Source organism: Paraflavisolibacter caeni (assembly GCF_025628885.1).
GTDB classification, from domain to species: Bacteria; Bacteroidota; Bacteroidia; order Chitinophagales; family Chitinophagaceae; genus Flavisolibacter; species Flavisolibacter caeni.
Genome location: NZ_JAOTIF010000004.1, coordinates 253436 through 267569, shown reverse-complemented (window position 1 = coordinate 267569; position 14134 = coordinate 253436). Strand labels below are relative to the sequence as shown.

Annotated in this window: 18 protein-coding genes; 5 read left to right on the top strand and 13 right to left on the bottom strand. The window is 35.5% G+C overall.

Annotated elements, in window-relative coordinates; translation table 11 throughout:
- On the top strand, window positions 1-792 hold the full coding sequence (locus OCK74_RS08835; RefSeq protein WP_279296661.1) for a hypothetical protein: 792 nt from the start codon (window positions 1-3) through the stop codon (window positions 790-792).
- Here the strand turns inward: OCK74_RS08835 and OCK74_RS08830 are convergent.
- Both OCK74_RS08830 and OCK74_RS08825 read right to left on the bottom strand, forming a co-directional pair.
- Complete coding sequence (locus OCK74_RS08830; protein ID WP_279296660.1) at window positions 779-1372, bottom strand: hypothetical protein; 594 nt, start codon at window positions 1370-1372, stop codon at window positions 779-781. The genes OCK74_RS08835 and OCK74_RS08830 overlap by 14 nt on opposite strands.
- Before the next feature lie 111 nt (window positions 1373-1483).
- Window positions 1484-1828 (bottom strand): helix-turn-helix domain-containing protein, encoded by a 345-nt coding sequence (locus OCK74_RS08825; protein WP_279296659.1) that lies wholly within the window; start codon window positions 1826-1828, stop codon window positions 1484-1486.
- A 979-nt stretch (window positions 1829-2807) separates the two neighbouring features.
- Here OCK74_RS08825 and OCK74_RS08820 point away from each other — a divergent pair.
- Entirely contained in the window at window positions 2808-4319 is a 1512-nt protein-coding gene (locus OCK74_RS08820; RefSeq protein WP_279296658.1) for a PIN domain-containing protein, read from the top strand.
- Window positions 4297-4665 (top strand): ASCH domain-containing protein, encoded by a 369-nt coding sequence (locus OCK74_RS08815; protein ID WP_279296657.1) that lies wholly within the window; start codon window positions 4297-4299, stop codon window positions 4663-4665. The genes OCK74_RS08820 and OCK74_RS08815 overlap by 23 nt, the downstream gene beginning before the upstream one ends.
- Before the next feature lie 556 nt (window positions 4666-5221).
- Here the strand turns inward: OCK74_RS08815 and OCK74_RS08810 are convergent.
- A complete protein-coding gene (locus OCK74_RS08810) occupies window positions 5222-5671 on the bottom strand; it encodes a hypothetical protein (protein ID WP_279296656.1) in 450 nt (149 codons plus the stop codon).
- 84 nt (window positions 5672-5755) lie between these two features.
- Here OCK74_RS08810 and OCK74_RS08805 point away from each other — a divergent pair, with 84 nt between their 5' ends.
- Entirely contained in the window at window positions 5756-6118 is a 363-nt protein-coding gene (locus OCK74_RS08805; protein ID WP_279296655.1) for a hypothetical protein, read from the top strand.
- Between the two features lie 6 nt (window positions 6119-6124).
- Here OCK74_RS08805 and OCK74_RS08800 read toward each other — a convergent pair whose 3' ends face one another.
- Together OCK74_RS08800 and OCK74_RS08795 are read right to left on the bottom strand one after the other, a co-directional pair.
- On the bottom strand, window positions 6125-7123 hold the full coding sequence (locus OCK74_RS08800) for a hypothetical protein (protein ID WP_279296654.1): 999 nt from the start codon (window positions 7121-7123) through the stop codon (window positions 6125-6127).
- Window positions 7124-7125: 2 nt separating this feature from the next.
- A complete protein-coding gene (locus tag OCK74_RS08795) occupies window positions 7126-7338 on the bottom strand; it encodes a hypothetical protein (RefSeq protein WP_279296653.1) in 213 nt (70 codons plus the stop codon).
- Window positions 7339-8251: 913 nt separating this feature from the next.
- Between OCK74_RS08795 and OCK74_RS08790 the strand changes: the two genes are divergently transcribed.
- Window positions 8252-8941, top strand: coding sequence for a sigma-70 family RNA polymerase sigma factor (locus OCK74_RS08790; protein WP_279296652.1), 690 nt, complete (start codon window positions 8252-8254; stop codon window positions 8939-8941).
- Window positions 8942-9084: 143 nt separating this feature from the next.
- On the opposite strand, the gene tal is transcribed toward OCK74_RS08790, so the two are convergent.
- The 8 genes from tal to OCK74_RS08750 all read right to left on the bottom strand — a co-directional run bounded on the left by tal (window position 9085) and on the right by OCK74_RS08750 (window position 14113).
- A complete protein-coding gene (gene tal / locus OCK74_RS08785) occupies window positions 9085-10059 on the bottom strand; it encodes a transaldolase (RefSeq protein WP_279296651.1) in 975 nt (324 codons plus the stop codon).
- A 71-nt stretch (window positions 10060-10130) separates the two neighbouring features.
- Window positions 10131-10610 carry a universal stress protein gene (locus tag OCK74_RS08780; protein ID WP_279296650.1) on the bottom strand — a complete coding sequence of 160 codons (480 nt, stop codon included), beginning with the start codon at window positions 10608-10610 and terminating at the stop codon, window positions 10131-10133.
- A 38-nt stretch (window positions 10611-10648) separates the two neighbouring features.
- Window positions 10649-10996, bottom strand: coding sequence for a DUF488 domain-containing protein (locus OCK74_RS08775; RefSeq protein ID WP_279296649.1), 348 nt, complete (start codon window positions 10994-10996; stop codon window positions 10649-10651).
- A 70-nt stretch (window positions 10997-11066) separates the two neighbouring features.
- Complete coding sequence (locus OCK74_RS08770; RefSeq protein ID WP_279296680.1) at window positions 11067-11540, bottom strand: ferritin; 474 nt, start codon at window positions 11538-11540, stop codon at window positions 11067-11069.
- 226 nt (window positions 11541-11766) lie between these two features.
- Window positions 11767-12093, bottom strand: a complete 327-nt coding sequence (locus OCK74_RS08765; RefSeq protein WP_279296648.1) for a 2Fe-2S iron-sulfur cluster-binding protein — start codon at window positions 12091-12093, stop codon at window positions 11767-11769.
- Between the two features lie 64 nt (window positions 12094-12157).
- Window positions 12158-13147, bottom strand: coding sequence for a type I glyceraldehyde-3-phosphate dehydrogenase (gene gap / locus OCK74_RS08760; protein WP_279296647.1), 990 nt, complete (start codon window positions 13145-13147; stop codon window positions 12158-12160).
- A gap of 76 nt (window positions 13148-13223) precedes the next feature.
- The gene (locus OCK74_RS08755) at window positions 13224-13568 is read right to left on the bottom strand and encodes a cupredoxin domain-containing protein (protein WP_279296646.1); all 345 of its coding nucleotides are present in this window, start codon (window positions 13566-13568) and stop codon (window positions 13224-13226) included.
- The gene (locus tag OCK74_RS08750; protein ID WP_279296645.1) at window positions 13568-14113 is read right to left on the bottom strand and encodes a DUF4142 domain-containing protein; all 546 of its coding nucleotides are present in this window, start codon (window positions 14111-14113) and stop codon (window positions 13568-13570) included. The genes OCK74_RS08755 and OCK74_RS08750 overlap by 1 nt, the downstream gene beginning before the upstream one ends.
- Between the last annotated feature and the right edge of the window lie 21 nt (window positions 14114-14134).

Here is a 14134-nt window from a genome sequence, read left to right as displayed (position 1 = left end):
ATGAAAAAATTATTGTTTCTTTTTATAGTAACAAGCATAATACAGTCGTGCAAAGAATCTAAGAAGGATTTTACAAGTGTGAAATGGGTGCAATTCGATTTAGACAATAGAGGAGAGATCATAAGCAAGGGCGATACAATTGCTATTGAGTATTATAGCGAAGGAATCCTACTAAGAAAGGTTACTTATGATAGCGCAGACCATAAAAGAAGAATTAAAAAGGAAGCAGAATACAATAGTCATGGAAAGGAGACAGCTTATTCTTTCCAAATTGATAATACACTTGCAGATAGAACTGAAATATTACGAGATACAAATGGCAATATAGTGAAGCTAAAGATGTACGACTTGAGGCCTGGTAGTGATACTTCTACTTTAATCTATAAAAACAGTTATAAAGCTGATACGATTGTTTTAAAGTCAGAGGTATGGGATAAAGAATTTAATTCTTTAAAAATGATCTTGGAGTATGATTATGATTCCAATAATCGTTTAACAGCGATGCGAACTTTTATGATCGTTGATACTACTAAGACATTACAGTCACGTGAAAAGTATGAGTATGATTTGCATGGAAATAAAACACAAGAAATCGTCGAAAACCCAATTGCTTCAACAGTTGTCAAAAAAGTGTATAAATATGACTTAGGTAACAATCTCCTGAGTGAAAGTCTTTTTGATGGTGAGCGATTGGTTTACAATATAAAATATAGTTATGAAAACGGATTAAAGAAAGAAGCGATCCAAGTACGTGGTTTAGAAAAGAATAAAATAAAGTTTATATACGAATAGAAGTAACTTCTTCTACCAACAGAGTAGATAAATGTATAAGATTTAAAATCTGTTCTTCATTGTTCAATACATAATTTACATTAACTTCTAATACATCTTCATTATTAGGAGGTGCAAAGGAAGAGGCAAACTTATTGTTGTGAATTACTTCTAAGTATATATCATCAAAGTCAACTATGGGTTGTAATATCTCTTGATTAGAAAAGATGCTTGCAACTTTAAACCGAGGTTGACCGGACAGATTAAAACGCTTATTGAAAGTTGAATTAGGAGTTTTAATTTGGGGAGAAATAAGATTACAAATGCTACTTAGAAAGCTGTTCTTTGCTATTTTGAAATAAACTTTTTGTTGGTTATAAAAGCACACATATACTTTTGTAAAGTGAGTAAGAAAAGGGCCTCTTCCTCGTTCAGGAATTAGCTGTAGATAAGCTGTAACTATAACTTTATGTTTATCATAGTGACAAGTAAGTTCATAAGCTTCATGGTTATGGAAGTAGTCGGTATCCTTTTTCTGCTCAAAGGTTCCATGTAGCCGTTTAGCTACATTTTTCCATACCATAATCAGTCTGTCTTGCATAATGCTTTTCTCCTGAGGCTGGTCCAAGTCTGTAGTAAATAGTTAAATTATTGTTTGTTAGCCGCAGTTCCTTATCTGCGGCTTTTTCTTTTACAGTGCTGCTATATTTTTCTAGAAGAAGTCTTTTAACTTCTTTTTGGTGAGCATGGTGTCGATGATCTTGAACACGGTTTGTTTGTCCTCTTCATCCAGCTGGTTGAGCAGTTTGAGATGTTCAAATCCCGGTTTGTTTTCTATAGCCACTTCCCCCGGCACCTCTCCCTCATAGTTTAGGATCTGGTGCACGGTCATGTTAAAGAGTGTGGCCAGCTTTTGGAGTTCTTTTACGGAAGGCTCGCCGCCTTCGTTTTTCAGCTTGTTATTGGTGGTTTGGCTGATGCCCAGTTGGGCGGCCACCTGCTTTTGTAGCAGGCCTTTTGGCTCTCTGATCTTTTTGATGGTTTTGCCCAGATGCATACTTTGTAGAGGTTTATAGAGTTCTACAGAATTGAGTTCTACAAATGTAGCGATAGAGTAGATTTTGGGCAATAAGTTATCTGATAGGGTAAATTATAATTGCGATAAAGTGGATTATTGTTTAGGTTTGTTCTTTCATTTATCGCAATAAATAGTTAATGGAGCTCAAAGACATCAAAAGTGGGTTCTCTATTTGAGAGGTGCTCCGTCTTGCCTCTTAAAGACCGATAAAAACCACCGGCTGCTTTTTCCCTTCCATGCGGACAAAACCCCTTCGCTTCAGATCTGACGGCCAATTTCTGCACCTTTGCTGCCCCACACTAATCAGGACCATAGTTCTATTTTATTTGCTTTTTTAATTTATTTGATATTTTGGGAGGCGTATTTTCCAGTTTTGCTGAGTAAATCGATGAAATTGCAGGAATAAAGTATGAAGGACAACAGATCCGCCTAAATGAAATCAAACTAAAAGTGCCCTATTCGGTGCTCTCAAAAATCCTATCCTTTACAACCTATTACCAGCTCGTATTCCAGAGAAAGCGTGCGGTCCCGTCCAGTTCGCAACTCAAACATCAAATCTCATTAAAGCCCTGCAAATACTAGCTTTGTGGGGTTTTACTTTCTATCCCACCACCTAAATATTTAGAAAATCGCATCCTTTAGGTAGCTTGCTGCATTATACATGAAAATGTAACTATTCGCATAGTCATTTATGCCAATGACATTACTAATATAACAGGTAAGAAGGAATGAACCGTCTGTAAGATCATTGTTTATATTGGCTTCAAATACAATAAACTGCCAGGTGACCTAATCATTATTTATGAATTCTGTGAACTCATCGGATTAAAAGAAGAAAGTTCCCTGCAATTCCTAACTAATAAAGCTATCGCTGATTAAACGCGCACTTAACATTTTATTTCACAATATATTTCTGGTATTTTTTACTTTAGAATCATTAAAACTAATTTGATCACTTATGAGAGTACTTCTTGATACTAACATCGTTATACATAGGGAAACAGCCAAAATTGCTAATCTTTCAATAGGACAGTTATTCAAATGGCTCGACTACCTAAAATACTCCAAATGTGTACACCCTATTACAGAAGTAGAGATTAAAAAGCATGGTAATGAAGAAGTAGTCCGAACTATGAGTGTAAAATTAGAAGCATATCATGTACTAAAAACAATAGCCCCATTGAATTCAGCAGTTAAAACAATCAGTGATGAGATGGATAAAGACGAAAATGACCGCAATGATTCCTTGCTGCTTAATGAACTGGTTGAAGATCGTGTCGATATATTCATAACTGAAGACAGAAAGATTCACCGAAAAGCAGCCCGGTTGGGTATATCAGATAAAATATACACCATTTCCCGTTTTGTTGAAGTTTGTATAGCTGAACATCCGGAACTCGTAAATTATAAAGTACTTTCCATTCAGAAAAGCTATTTCGGTAGTATTGATGTTAATAATTCTTTTTTTGACTCCTTTCGTGAAGATTACCAAGGATTTGATAAATGGTTTAAAAGTAAGTCTGACGAAATAGCCTATGTATGTTATCGGAAAGAGCTAATTATTGGTTTTTTGTATGTGAAAATAGAAGGAGTTGGGGAAAACTATAGAGATATATATCCGTCGTTTCCTCCTAAAAAGAGACTAAAGATTGGTACTTTCAAAGTAATCCTGAATGGATATAGAATAGGGGAACGCTTTTTAAAAATAGTATTTGATAATGCACTAATAAATAAAGTTGACGAAATCTATGTAACCATCTTCGACAAATCACCCGATCAACTTCGACTCATTGAGTTATTGGAAGAGTGGGGATTTGTTGTGTTTGGCGAAAAAGAAACACCTACGGGTAGAGAAAAAGTATTTGTGCGCGATTTTTCAAATAAGGCAGACAGAGCCGTACCTAGAGTTACCTTTCCATATATTTCACAGCAAACTACTCCTTTCTTCGTACCTATTTGGCCTGATTACCATACAGAACTTTTACCCGATTCTATTTTAAATACAGAATCGCCGGCTAACTACCGCGAAATGGAACCGCATCGCAATGCACTAAGTAAAGTCTATATTTCACATTCTTACGAACGGAGGCTTAGTAGTGGAGATCCAATTTTATTTTATAGAACAGGAGGAAAGTATATCGGTGTAGCAACAACTATTGGAATTGTAGAAAGAGTGCATGATAATATTGATAGTCCAGAAGAACTCTTTTCAATTTGCAGAAAGAAAACTTTTTTCACCGAAAAGCAGCTGCTTGAATTTTGGAACAGATATAAACATATTAAACCATTCGTTGTGGAATTCTTATACACCTTTTCTTTGCGGAAAAGACCTAATTTGGCACGGCTGATTGAGTTGGGGATTATTAGTGATGTGAAGTCTGTACCCAGGGGATTTTCACCTATCAGTATTGAACAATTAAGGACCTTATTAAAGGAGTCTCAAAGCGATGAAAGTATTATTGTCGATTAAACCGGAATTTGCAAATAAGATATTCAGCGGAGAAAAAAAATATGAATTCAGACGGACTATTTTCAAAAACAAGGAAGTAAAAAAGGTGATCGTTTATGCATCCGCTCCCATTAAAAAGGTTATTGGTGAGTTTGAAATTGATCATATATTGAATGATGATATCGCAGTACTCTGGCAACAAACAAAAGTACATGCAGGCATCACTGAGGATTTCTTCTTTAAGTACTTCAGTAAAAAAAGTACAGGTTATGCTATTAAGGTAAAATATGCAAAAAGGTATAAAAAGCCACTTTGTATCAGAAAAGATTTCAACTCTTTTCCCCCACAATCATTTATCTACATTTAAATGGCTCTATAAGATAAGAGTATTGTACCAGCAAGGCACAGAACTTGATTGATACTTTGTTTCTACGCTTATTGAGCAGAGTAATCTTCCAATTGAGCATAGTTCACTGAGAATAAGATTCTGATTTCACTAGGCTTAAATCATAAGATTTGAATCAAATTGCTATCATTTGTGACTGTTATTTTGTAAATTTTAAGAGCAGATTAGCTCTTCGAAATCTCATCAAAATCCAACAATTTATTCGGTTACCTTTTCGGTTACCTTGATGAATAGATTTGCTGAAACTCAATACTGTCTCGGCTTTTGTGATCCTGTTCTGTTCCCTACAGGGTCACCATTGAATAGCCTTAAAGTATTGTTTATTAATGTTTTATGGCTTTTTTATTTTATTGAGTTGGCTCTTTAGTTGGCCGTTGGTTCAGAGATTATGCTTTTTACATAAAATAGTAACAGTAATAACAACGTAACAGATGTTACTACTGTTACCAATTGTTACTACCTGTTACTACTGTCCCGCAGAAAGTGTAGGATAAATCACCTCCACCTGAAAAGTTTTTTATATTCTGGTGCATCTGGAAACGAAATATTCTTTATCGAATAGAGCAAGTTTATATTTGCCCCCATCACCACTGTTTACAACCTTAGTGTATTGCTGGGTAATAATCATTTTCCAGAGCTGGAAACGTGGAATATTGTAAAAGTTATTATCACCAGGAAAACAATACACATAGTCATTTGCTACAGAGGCAGTTATACCAGATTCTACTTTTTCTCCGTTAACCATTTTACATACCTCAACCGCAACATTACCTGTTACACTACTCATTTCATCATATTTTACTTCATACGTAGTTGTACCTGTGGAGTGTATAGCCTTAACATCATAACCATTAAACCTACCCATATCCTGCGTAGTTGATACTGTAAAACCCTGGTTCTGAAGCTTTTGAGCAAAAGCGGTTTCCTTTGCCTGTGATAGTTCTAAATCGTAATAAAATGTTGACATATTTATCCATTTAGAATAAATAGTCTGTAAAAATTGAAAAGGCCTAAAAACACTATTTTTTTTATTTTTTTTTATTTTGGCAGTATGGACAACAAATTACTTGATGATATTCTAATAAAATTATCATCTATCAACGGTCAAATTGCCTTCAGCATATTTGTTGAAGAAAATCCTGAACTTTATAAACATCCTCGATTCAAAAAAGCATTTAGATACTTAGCTGAGGAAGGTTACATTACACATGACAACACCTTTCTTGGTTTATGCAGACTTACAGCTAAAGGGTACAGGTTTGTTGAAGAAGGTGGTTACAGTGCAGATGAAAATTATAAACTCCAAACATTAGAATTTGCGCGTAAATCAAAAAATTATGCTTTTTGGGCTTTATTAATTAGCCTATTAGGAGTTATTATATCAATTATATTGTTTCTAATAGAAAAGAAATAATAACATTTATAATATAAAAGGTTTAACAACATAGGGTTTTACATGGCCATTTTTAAATGGACTATATGAAATTATGTCTGGACGAAAAGGTGCAGGAATTTCAATTAATGGTATGTAATGCTTCTTTACATCAGAATCCACCAAACGAAACTTAAAATGTTGATTTATCAAACTATTGAATGTACCAGATTCTTCCTGCATGGGGAATGGACTATACCTTACTATATACATGATGATACTTGCAATTACAGCTTGAATCACATTGTACATATTAGCCTCTGAAAAATTTAATACCCGATTATGTTTAGTCTTATTATAGGCATCATACCACGATAAAGATTTAGTTGGTGAAGTATCATCCCAACCTTTAAATGGTTGAATTGCAGGAATACTTGTGTGGCCTTTAAATGTGCATTCATATTCTTCAAGAAAAAGAACATCCTTTAACCTAATGTAATCTTTTGTTGTAAAGGAGCTTCTATTAACTGGTGATACTCCCGCTTTATCAAGGAAATAAACCCATGAACTTTCTACCTCTGTACATGCTAATATTAGCAACTCACGTAACTTATGGCTATAGGTCTTGAATGATGTTGCATCTGGTTCAATGTAAAGAAATATATCATCTAATTTTTCGAGCAAAACCCTTAAAGCTTGCTCATTCAATCTTCTTTCTGATTCACAAGTGTTCAATGCTTGATAAATGTGTTCATAATAATACAAACCAGGTCTCCATACACCTTCTATTGTTTCCCCCACTTCATAATCTACAGTGTGAATGTTTGTCGCTTCAAAATGTTTCTTTACCCAATCTTCTAAAGTTCCGTTCTTAGGTTCTGTAACACAAAGGTTTATTTGTAAACTATTCCAACCATAATCATATGCATAGTAATGAACAAAGTGTGTTGTTGTTTCATATGCATATCCTCTTTTATATTTTTCATGAAACACAGGAGCAAGTCCAAGTACATCTGTACCAGTAACTTCATAAACAATTCCTTTCATAATTAAGAACGTAACTTTATATTTAATACATCAATATCCTCTTTCTTCACATATACCGTTGTAACATCATAACCTCCCAAATCTACGCGTTTATTTACCTGATTGATATTATTATCAACCAATAGTTGTTTAAACAGTTTAGCAGCTATTTTAAATCGTTTAACCACTTCTGTTTGTCTGTAGTAATCAGAACGTTTGAATGCACCCTCATTCATATTCTAAAGTTACATTATCATCAGCATTTACATCATCACCTTCAGCAATCACCCTCGTAAAGTGTGGGGAACGTGTGAATCTTAGGCATCGGCTTTTACTTGCAATAATTTTTAATCATGTCATAAGCAACAACGTAACCCAATTCCCCGCCTCTGAATCTGGTTGTTGCTACATAAATAATCGTTGAGCAGGGCAGGTTAATGTTTGTCCTTTTATGGCTTTTGCTTCCGGATGATACTCTTTATGGTGGTTCAGGTATTTTTTTATATCCGGTAATTATATAATATCACAATCCTGAAATGCGTCATCATGTTAATTATGATACCGTTGCAAACTTTATTATTTTTCTGTAACCTTTTGCGTGCTGACTTACTTTATACAGATATTTTGCATTCTACGTATTATCTGTCCGTCTTGTTTAAACTATTAAGCCTGGTACAATTCCACGTGTTATTTACCAGTTTTAACAATTTGTCCTGCATAGCGCGCGATCCTGTATTTTATTTCTGGTCATTGTTTAATTTATATTATTGTTGTACCTTACGAAATAGTATAATTAGGTACTATAAACTATCGCCCTTCTTTAAGCAATTCGTTGTTTTTAATTTAAAAATGCTACACCTGGAACATAAAACACCTAACTTCAGCTCTGTACAGTATATTATACTGAATACAAGGGATTGTTATACCTGTTCCTTTACTGAATTTCTACCTTTCTGCAACAAGTTGTATTATTTTTCCAGCTTTAAAGTCTTCAAGTCATTTGCCCTTATTACTGGGTTGCCGCATAACAACTAGGTATACCTACATGTTAACGAGATGTAACTATTGCCATTATGTTACATTGACCTTCCCTGTAGAAGGCAATAGGCTTTAGTGGCATTAATCAATTGGTTATCAAATAATTGGCAAATGAATAATATTAAGAATAATACCGCTGAATTAAGCGATCAGGAAGCGATTGCTAAGATTTTAGAGGGTAATAACGCTTTATTTGAAGTACTTGTCAGGCGTTATAATCCCCTGCTTTATAGAATTGCTCGAAGCTATGGCTTCAACCATCAGGATGCTGAAGACCTGATGCAGGACACACACGTAACAGCATATATGCATTTACAACAATTAGATTGTTCCCCACTTTACAAGTCATGGCTCACAAAAATCCTAACTCGTAAATGTCTATACAAGAAAAATCATGGATATTCTAAGATGGAAGAGCCTAACAGTCATTTAGTGCACAAAAGCCAAAAACCTCTGCACGCATCTTTGATTGCTGGTGATGCAGAGCATAAAATTATGAATAGGGAACTTTCCACTATAATAGAAAGTAACTTGAATAGTCTTCCTTCCAATTACAGGACTGTTCTGATTCTAAGGGAGGTAGAAGGCTTTTCTATCAATGAAACCGCGGAATTGATGAATATTACCGCTGCAAACGTAAAGGTTCGCTTAAACCGGGCTAAGGCTTTATTGCAGCAAAAACTAAAAGATTGCTATACATCTGAACTATTCCATTTTAATCCCGTTTATTGTAGTGCGATAGTGGAACGTGTATTTGTAAAAATAGAGGATGAAACGCCCATTATCGCAAAAGATATTTAATTGTTCAACAAATTAGGTGTACAGTTAGCAATTGTCTACGGAGCAGCTTTTTGCCGGGATTCATGTCCCCACCCATTGCTGAGCAATACCCCGCCAATGTCTAAAAAAATTACTTTGACCTTGGATGTTTCCATACGATTAGTTTAATATGCCACTTGTTTTTGCTTTTCAATAGCTGCTAAAAGTTTATCGTAAGCCATTTTGAATTTTTCGATGCCCTCGTGTTCCAGCGTTTGAGTAATGGTGTTGATATCAATTCCCTTTTCTTTCAACTGCGTTAGCAGACGCGTCGCTTTATCCAGATTATCCTCCAAATGACTTTCGGCCCTTCCATGATCATTGAAAGCTTTCAGTGTTTCAATTGGAATGGTATTGATCGTTTCAGCACCTATCAATGCCTCTACATACTTCACATCACTAAACGATGGGTCTTTACTACTTGTGCTGGCCCACAGCACACGTTGCCGTTTTGCACCCTTTGTCTCAAGAGTTTTAAAACGTTCACTATTGAACACCACTTTATACATTTCATAGGCTTTTTTAGCTGAAGCAATGGCCACTTCGCCTTTCAGGTTAGCCAGTCCCTTTTGTTCCAATAAAGGATCAATCAATACATCAATCCGACTAAGGAAAAAGCTAGCCACAGAAGCGATTTGATCAATTGGTTGATTGGCCTTAACGCGATCTTCCAGACCAGAAATATATGCATCGATAACTTGCTTGTAGCGTGGCAAACCAAATAGCAGCGTAATATTAATATTTATCCCTTCGCTAATGCACTTACGTATGGCAGGCAAGCCTTCTGCCGTACCTGGTATTTTGATCATTACATTTTTTCGGTTAATAGCATTCCATAATTCTCTTGCCTGTTTAATAGTTCCTTCCGTATTATGAGCAAGATGAGGCGAAACCTCAATGCTTACAAAGCCGTCATACCCATTGGTTTCCTCGAAGACCGATTTAAAAAAATCGGCAGCACGTTTAATATCTTTAACAGCAAGGCTAAGGAAGGTATCGTCGTTGCTGCCTTTTTGCTTTGCAAATGCTGCAAGGGAGCTTGCCGATACCATATCCCAGCTTTTCAAGCTCCGCAAGACTATAATAGGTGAATGTGCCATTTTTAGTGCTTAATAATTTTTTTATTTGATAAACATCTTTAGGCATGATTTAAATATTTCAGTAATTTTTATTATTGGTTTCCTTTAAGAGTTTTAGTTGGAATAATAAATAACGGTATCAAACTATGATGCAAAACATTTTCCGCTACGCTTCCTACTAATATTTTCTCTAATCCGCGTCTGCTGTGCGTACCCATCACAATTAAATCAGCATTTAATTTTGTTGCAGTTTCCAAAATCGTGTCCCCAAAATCACCTTTGCTTACAACGGTTTCAATCCTTTCATCACCAAGATATTCTTTTGATTTATCAAGAAAATTTTGAGCTGCTTTTTTTAATTTCTCAGCAGTATCTGATTGGATGGTATCTACACTATTGAAACTATCAAACCCCATTATGGGAGAATAGTTGAGAGAAGAATAGTAAGTTGGATCAGAAATTACGTGTAGCAAAACCGTCCGGGCATTCATTGCTTTTGCTAAACCATAGCCTGTTTCTGCAATTTTTTGTGCACTTGGATTATAGTCCAATGCAATTAATACTTTTTTCATTTTTGACGATTTACATTTTATCAAATTCCCGATTTCAATCATTCACGGTTAACAAATTCTTTAAGAATGAGCGCCTCATTGTGTTCCTTATCTTTGGCACCATAAACCAATGTAACCGTTCCTTTCTTCACCTCTTTTTCCAAAACTTCAATTTGGTTTGTGTTCTTTTTGAGTTCCTCATTATATCGTTTCCTGAATTCTTTCCACTTTTCGGGATCGTGATTAAACCATTTTCGAAGTTCTGTGCTGGGAGCAATATCCTTCAACCATAAATCAATATTGGCCTTTTGTTTTGTCAGGCCCCTTGGCCAAAGTCTATCCACCAGGATACGCATGCCATCATCTTGAGCAGGTTCTTCATAGACTCTTTTGATCTTGATTTTCATTTTATCCTCACTGTTTTAAACCGTTTTGAATTCTTTTCTTTCGGATAAATAAATACTGAGAACTTATAAATCATGGATTCGCTGCCGTTTTATCTTCCGCTAATACCGCATCATCAGATTTAGTTTGCAAATCTCTATCAAGCACGTATATGGCTTCTGCGCCAGCATTTGTTCCTCCTGCAATTTTAATTTTATCCAACAGATTTAAAGCCAATGTTTCTTCTTCAGTTTGTTCCTTTACAAACCATTTCATAAAATGCCAGGTGGCCCAATCTTCTTCAACAAAACTCATTTTTACCAGTTTATAAATCCCTTTGGTATTATCAACCTCATGCTCAAATATTTTCTCAAAGCAATTTTGAATACTTATTGGATCTTCAGGAGGAGAAGGTATAACTTCAACTTTTACTTTAGCACCTCTTTCCAATATGTATTCTAAAATATTCATCATATGAATACGTTCTCCGTTTGAATGTCTGAAAAGAAAATTTGCAATACCTCCATAGCCTTTGTTTGATGCCCATGCTGCGTATGAAAGATAAATTTGAGAAGCAGAGGCTTACTTTGTCATTTGAGTATTAAGTGCCTCCTGCAATGTTTTAAGGCCAAACGGTTTGGAAAGCATAGTAATGTACATCACCAGTCTTAGGAGCAGATTAAAGAGAGATTGGAAACTGATTAGAAGACTTGTTGGTGTCTTATTTACTCAGACAGTTTGCCTCAATTTAGGATGCAAAATAATTTTATAAGAATATCAAGAATTGTTGTGTTCAATTATTGTCAAGGAGTTGCACAACTACGTTTTTCAGACCTTCATTTACGTGAATTTGGCAGGATAATCTTATTTCTGGATCCACAATACCTATTTTCCTAAGTGTTTCGTGTTCATTTCTATAAAACATTTCAGAATCACTTGACCCTCTAGAAATTTTTACCAAACAGGTGCCACATCTTCCCATACCTCCGCACTGACCAAAATCTTCCGGGCATATCTTATCTTTTAGTAAACTCATCAAATTTCTATACTCGCTATTATTACTTTCTAAAAAGTAGATTCGTCCTTCATAATGTACTATAAATTTAATTGCACATTTCATTAAACACTTTTAAAAGTAATTGAATTAATGATCCTCTAATTTTATAATGTCGGAAGACCTTTCTTTAAATCTTCTGAATCTGCCGAATCATTTGATTGGTAAATCCCCATTCATTATCATACCATGCCATTATTTTTACTAAATCACCATCGACAACCCGGGTCATTTCCAAATCTACAATAGAAGCATAAGAGCTTTGAACAATATCAGAAGAAACCAACGGCTCATTTGAAACAGATAATACGAGTTTGTATCTTTCTGTTTTTGATTCTTTTAACAGGATATTATTGATTTCTTCAGCCGAAGTATTCCTGGCAGCCACTAAAGTAATATCTGAAATAGAACCTACAGGTACTGGCGTTCGTATAGAGATCCCATCAAATTTACCCTCTAATTGCGGCAGTGCCTTAGTGGCTGCAATGGCTGCTCCGGTAGAGGAAGGAACTAAATTTACCGCCGCGCCACGCCCCATTCTTGGTTCTCTTTTTGAAGGAGCATCTACAAGCGTTTGGGAAGCAGTATAGGCATGTACTGTATTTAGAATTGCCTTCTTTATTCCTATTCTTCTATCAATAATTTCCATGATAGGACCAATACTATTTGTAGTACAACTTGCACATGAAAATATGGTTGTTTTGCCATCTGCATTATTAACGCCATGTACCACTGTGGGCGTGTCCTTGCTTTTAGTTGGGCCTGATAGGACCACGGTTTTCGCTCCAGCGTGAATATGTTTTTCAGCATCCTCTTTTTTAGTGAACAATCCGGTGCTTTCTATCACGACATCTATGTTCAAGTTCTTCCATGGAAGCTTTGAGGGATCCTTTTCTGAAACAAATAAGATTTTCTTATCCATTATACGTAAATGGCCATCCTGAACGGTTACCTCTTTTCCATATTTACCATAAACACTGTCATACTTCAATAAATATGCAGCATTATCAATGCTCATTAAGTCATTGACAGCTATGAGCTCCAACTCGGGAGTTTCCATAATTATTTTCAGGGCTGCTCTTCCGATCCTGCCAAAGCCATTGATTGCTATTCTTTTCATCTTCTTTTTCATTTTATATAAAAAATATGAATTCTATTCACCTCTAAACAATCTTTAAGCTTATAATAGTTTCTAACTATTGTACTACCAACTTCCCCTTCATGACCACATGAATGCTACAGTAATAATTGGAGCTTTGTGTTGCCACCATGCTCCAGCTTTTGCCTAAAGGCAATATTGAGGAAGTCCATGCTTTATTAGATTCTTCGGTCACATCATGGGCAACAATATCCTTGTTGATCCAAACAACTGTATCTCCTTTTTGTACTGTCAGCTCAGCAGGTTGAAATTTCATTTGCTTAATTTCAACTGTATGTACTTTAGGAATAGTTTTTTCCTGAACCGGCGAACAACTACTCAAAAGAAAGACAAAGCAGAGGAAATAAATGCTATTTCTCAATATTTCCAATGTATAGTGCATTACTTATATTTTTTGTTTTGTAACATAGTGGCATGCTCAAGATGCGTCTTCAATGCCGGCACTACATTCTGCAGCAAGTCTTTTAATTCTTTGTTCTCAGCTTCAGGAATCAGTAGGCCTTCAACGGCTGCGATCACTGCCTTATGATAGGCAACTTCATTATCAATATATGCTTTATCAAATGCCTTTCCTGATTTTGAACGTAACATATTCTTTGTTTTTTCTGCATCTGACAACAATTTTTGACTGGTAGCATTGTCCTTGGGCGTAACCTTTAATTTGGTTACCAAAGCAACAGCCTGACCAATCACAGCTTTATGATCATTGATCATTGTTTGTGCGAAGTTCAAAACCTCTGCATCTTTTGATTTTTCCTTGGCAAGTTCAGCATAACTGATATCTATCTGATTAGCCACCACTGCAACCGAGGCTACTTCCGCATCTGAAAGTTTTGCACTTTCCTGGGCAAAGGACGAAACAGAAAGTAGAGTTGAACATACCATCGTGCAGGTTACCCGAGCGATAATAGTACTAGTTAATTTCATAGCTTTAATATTAGGTTATAT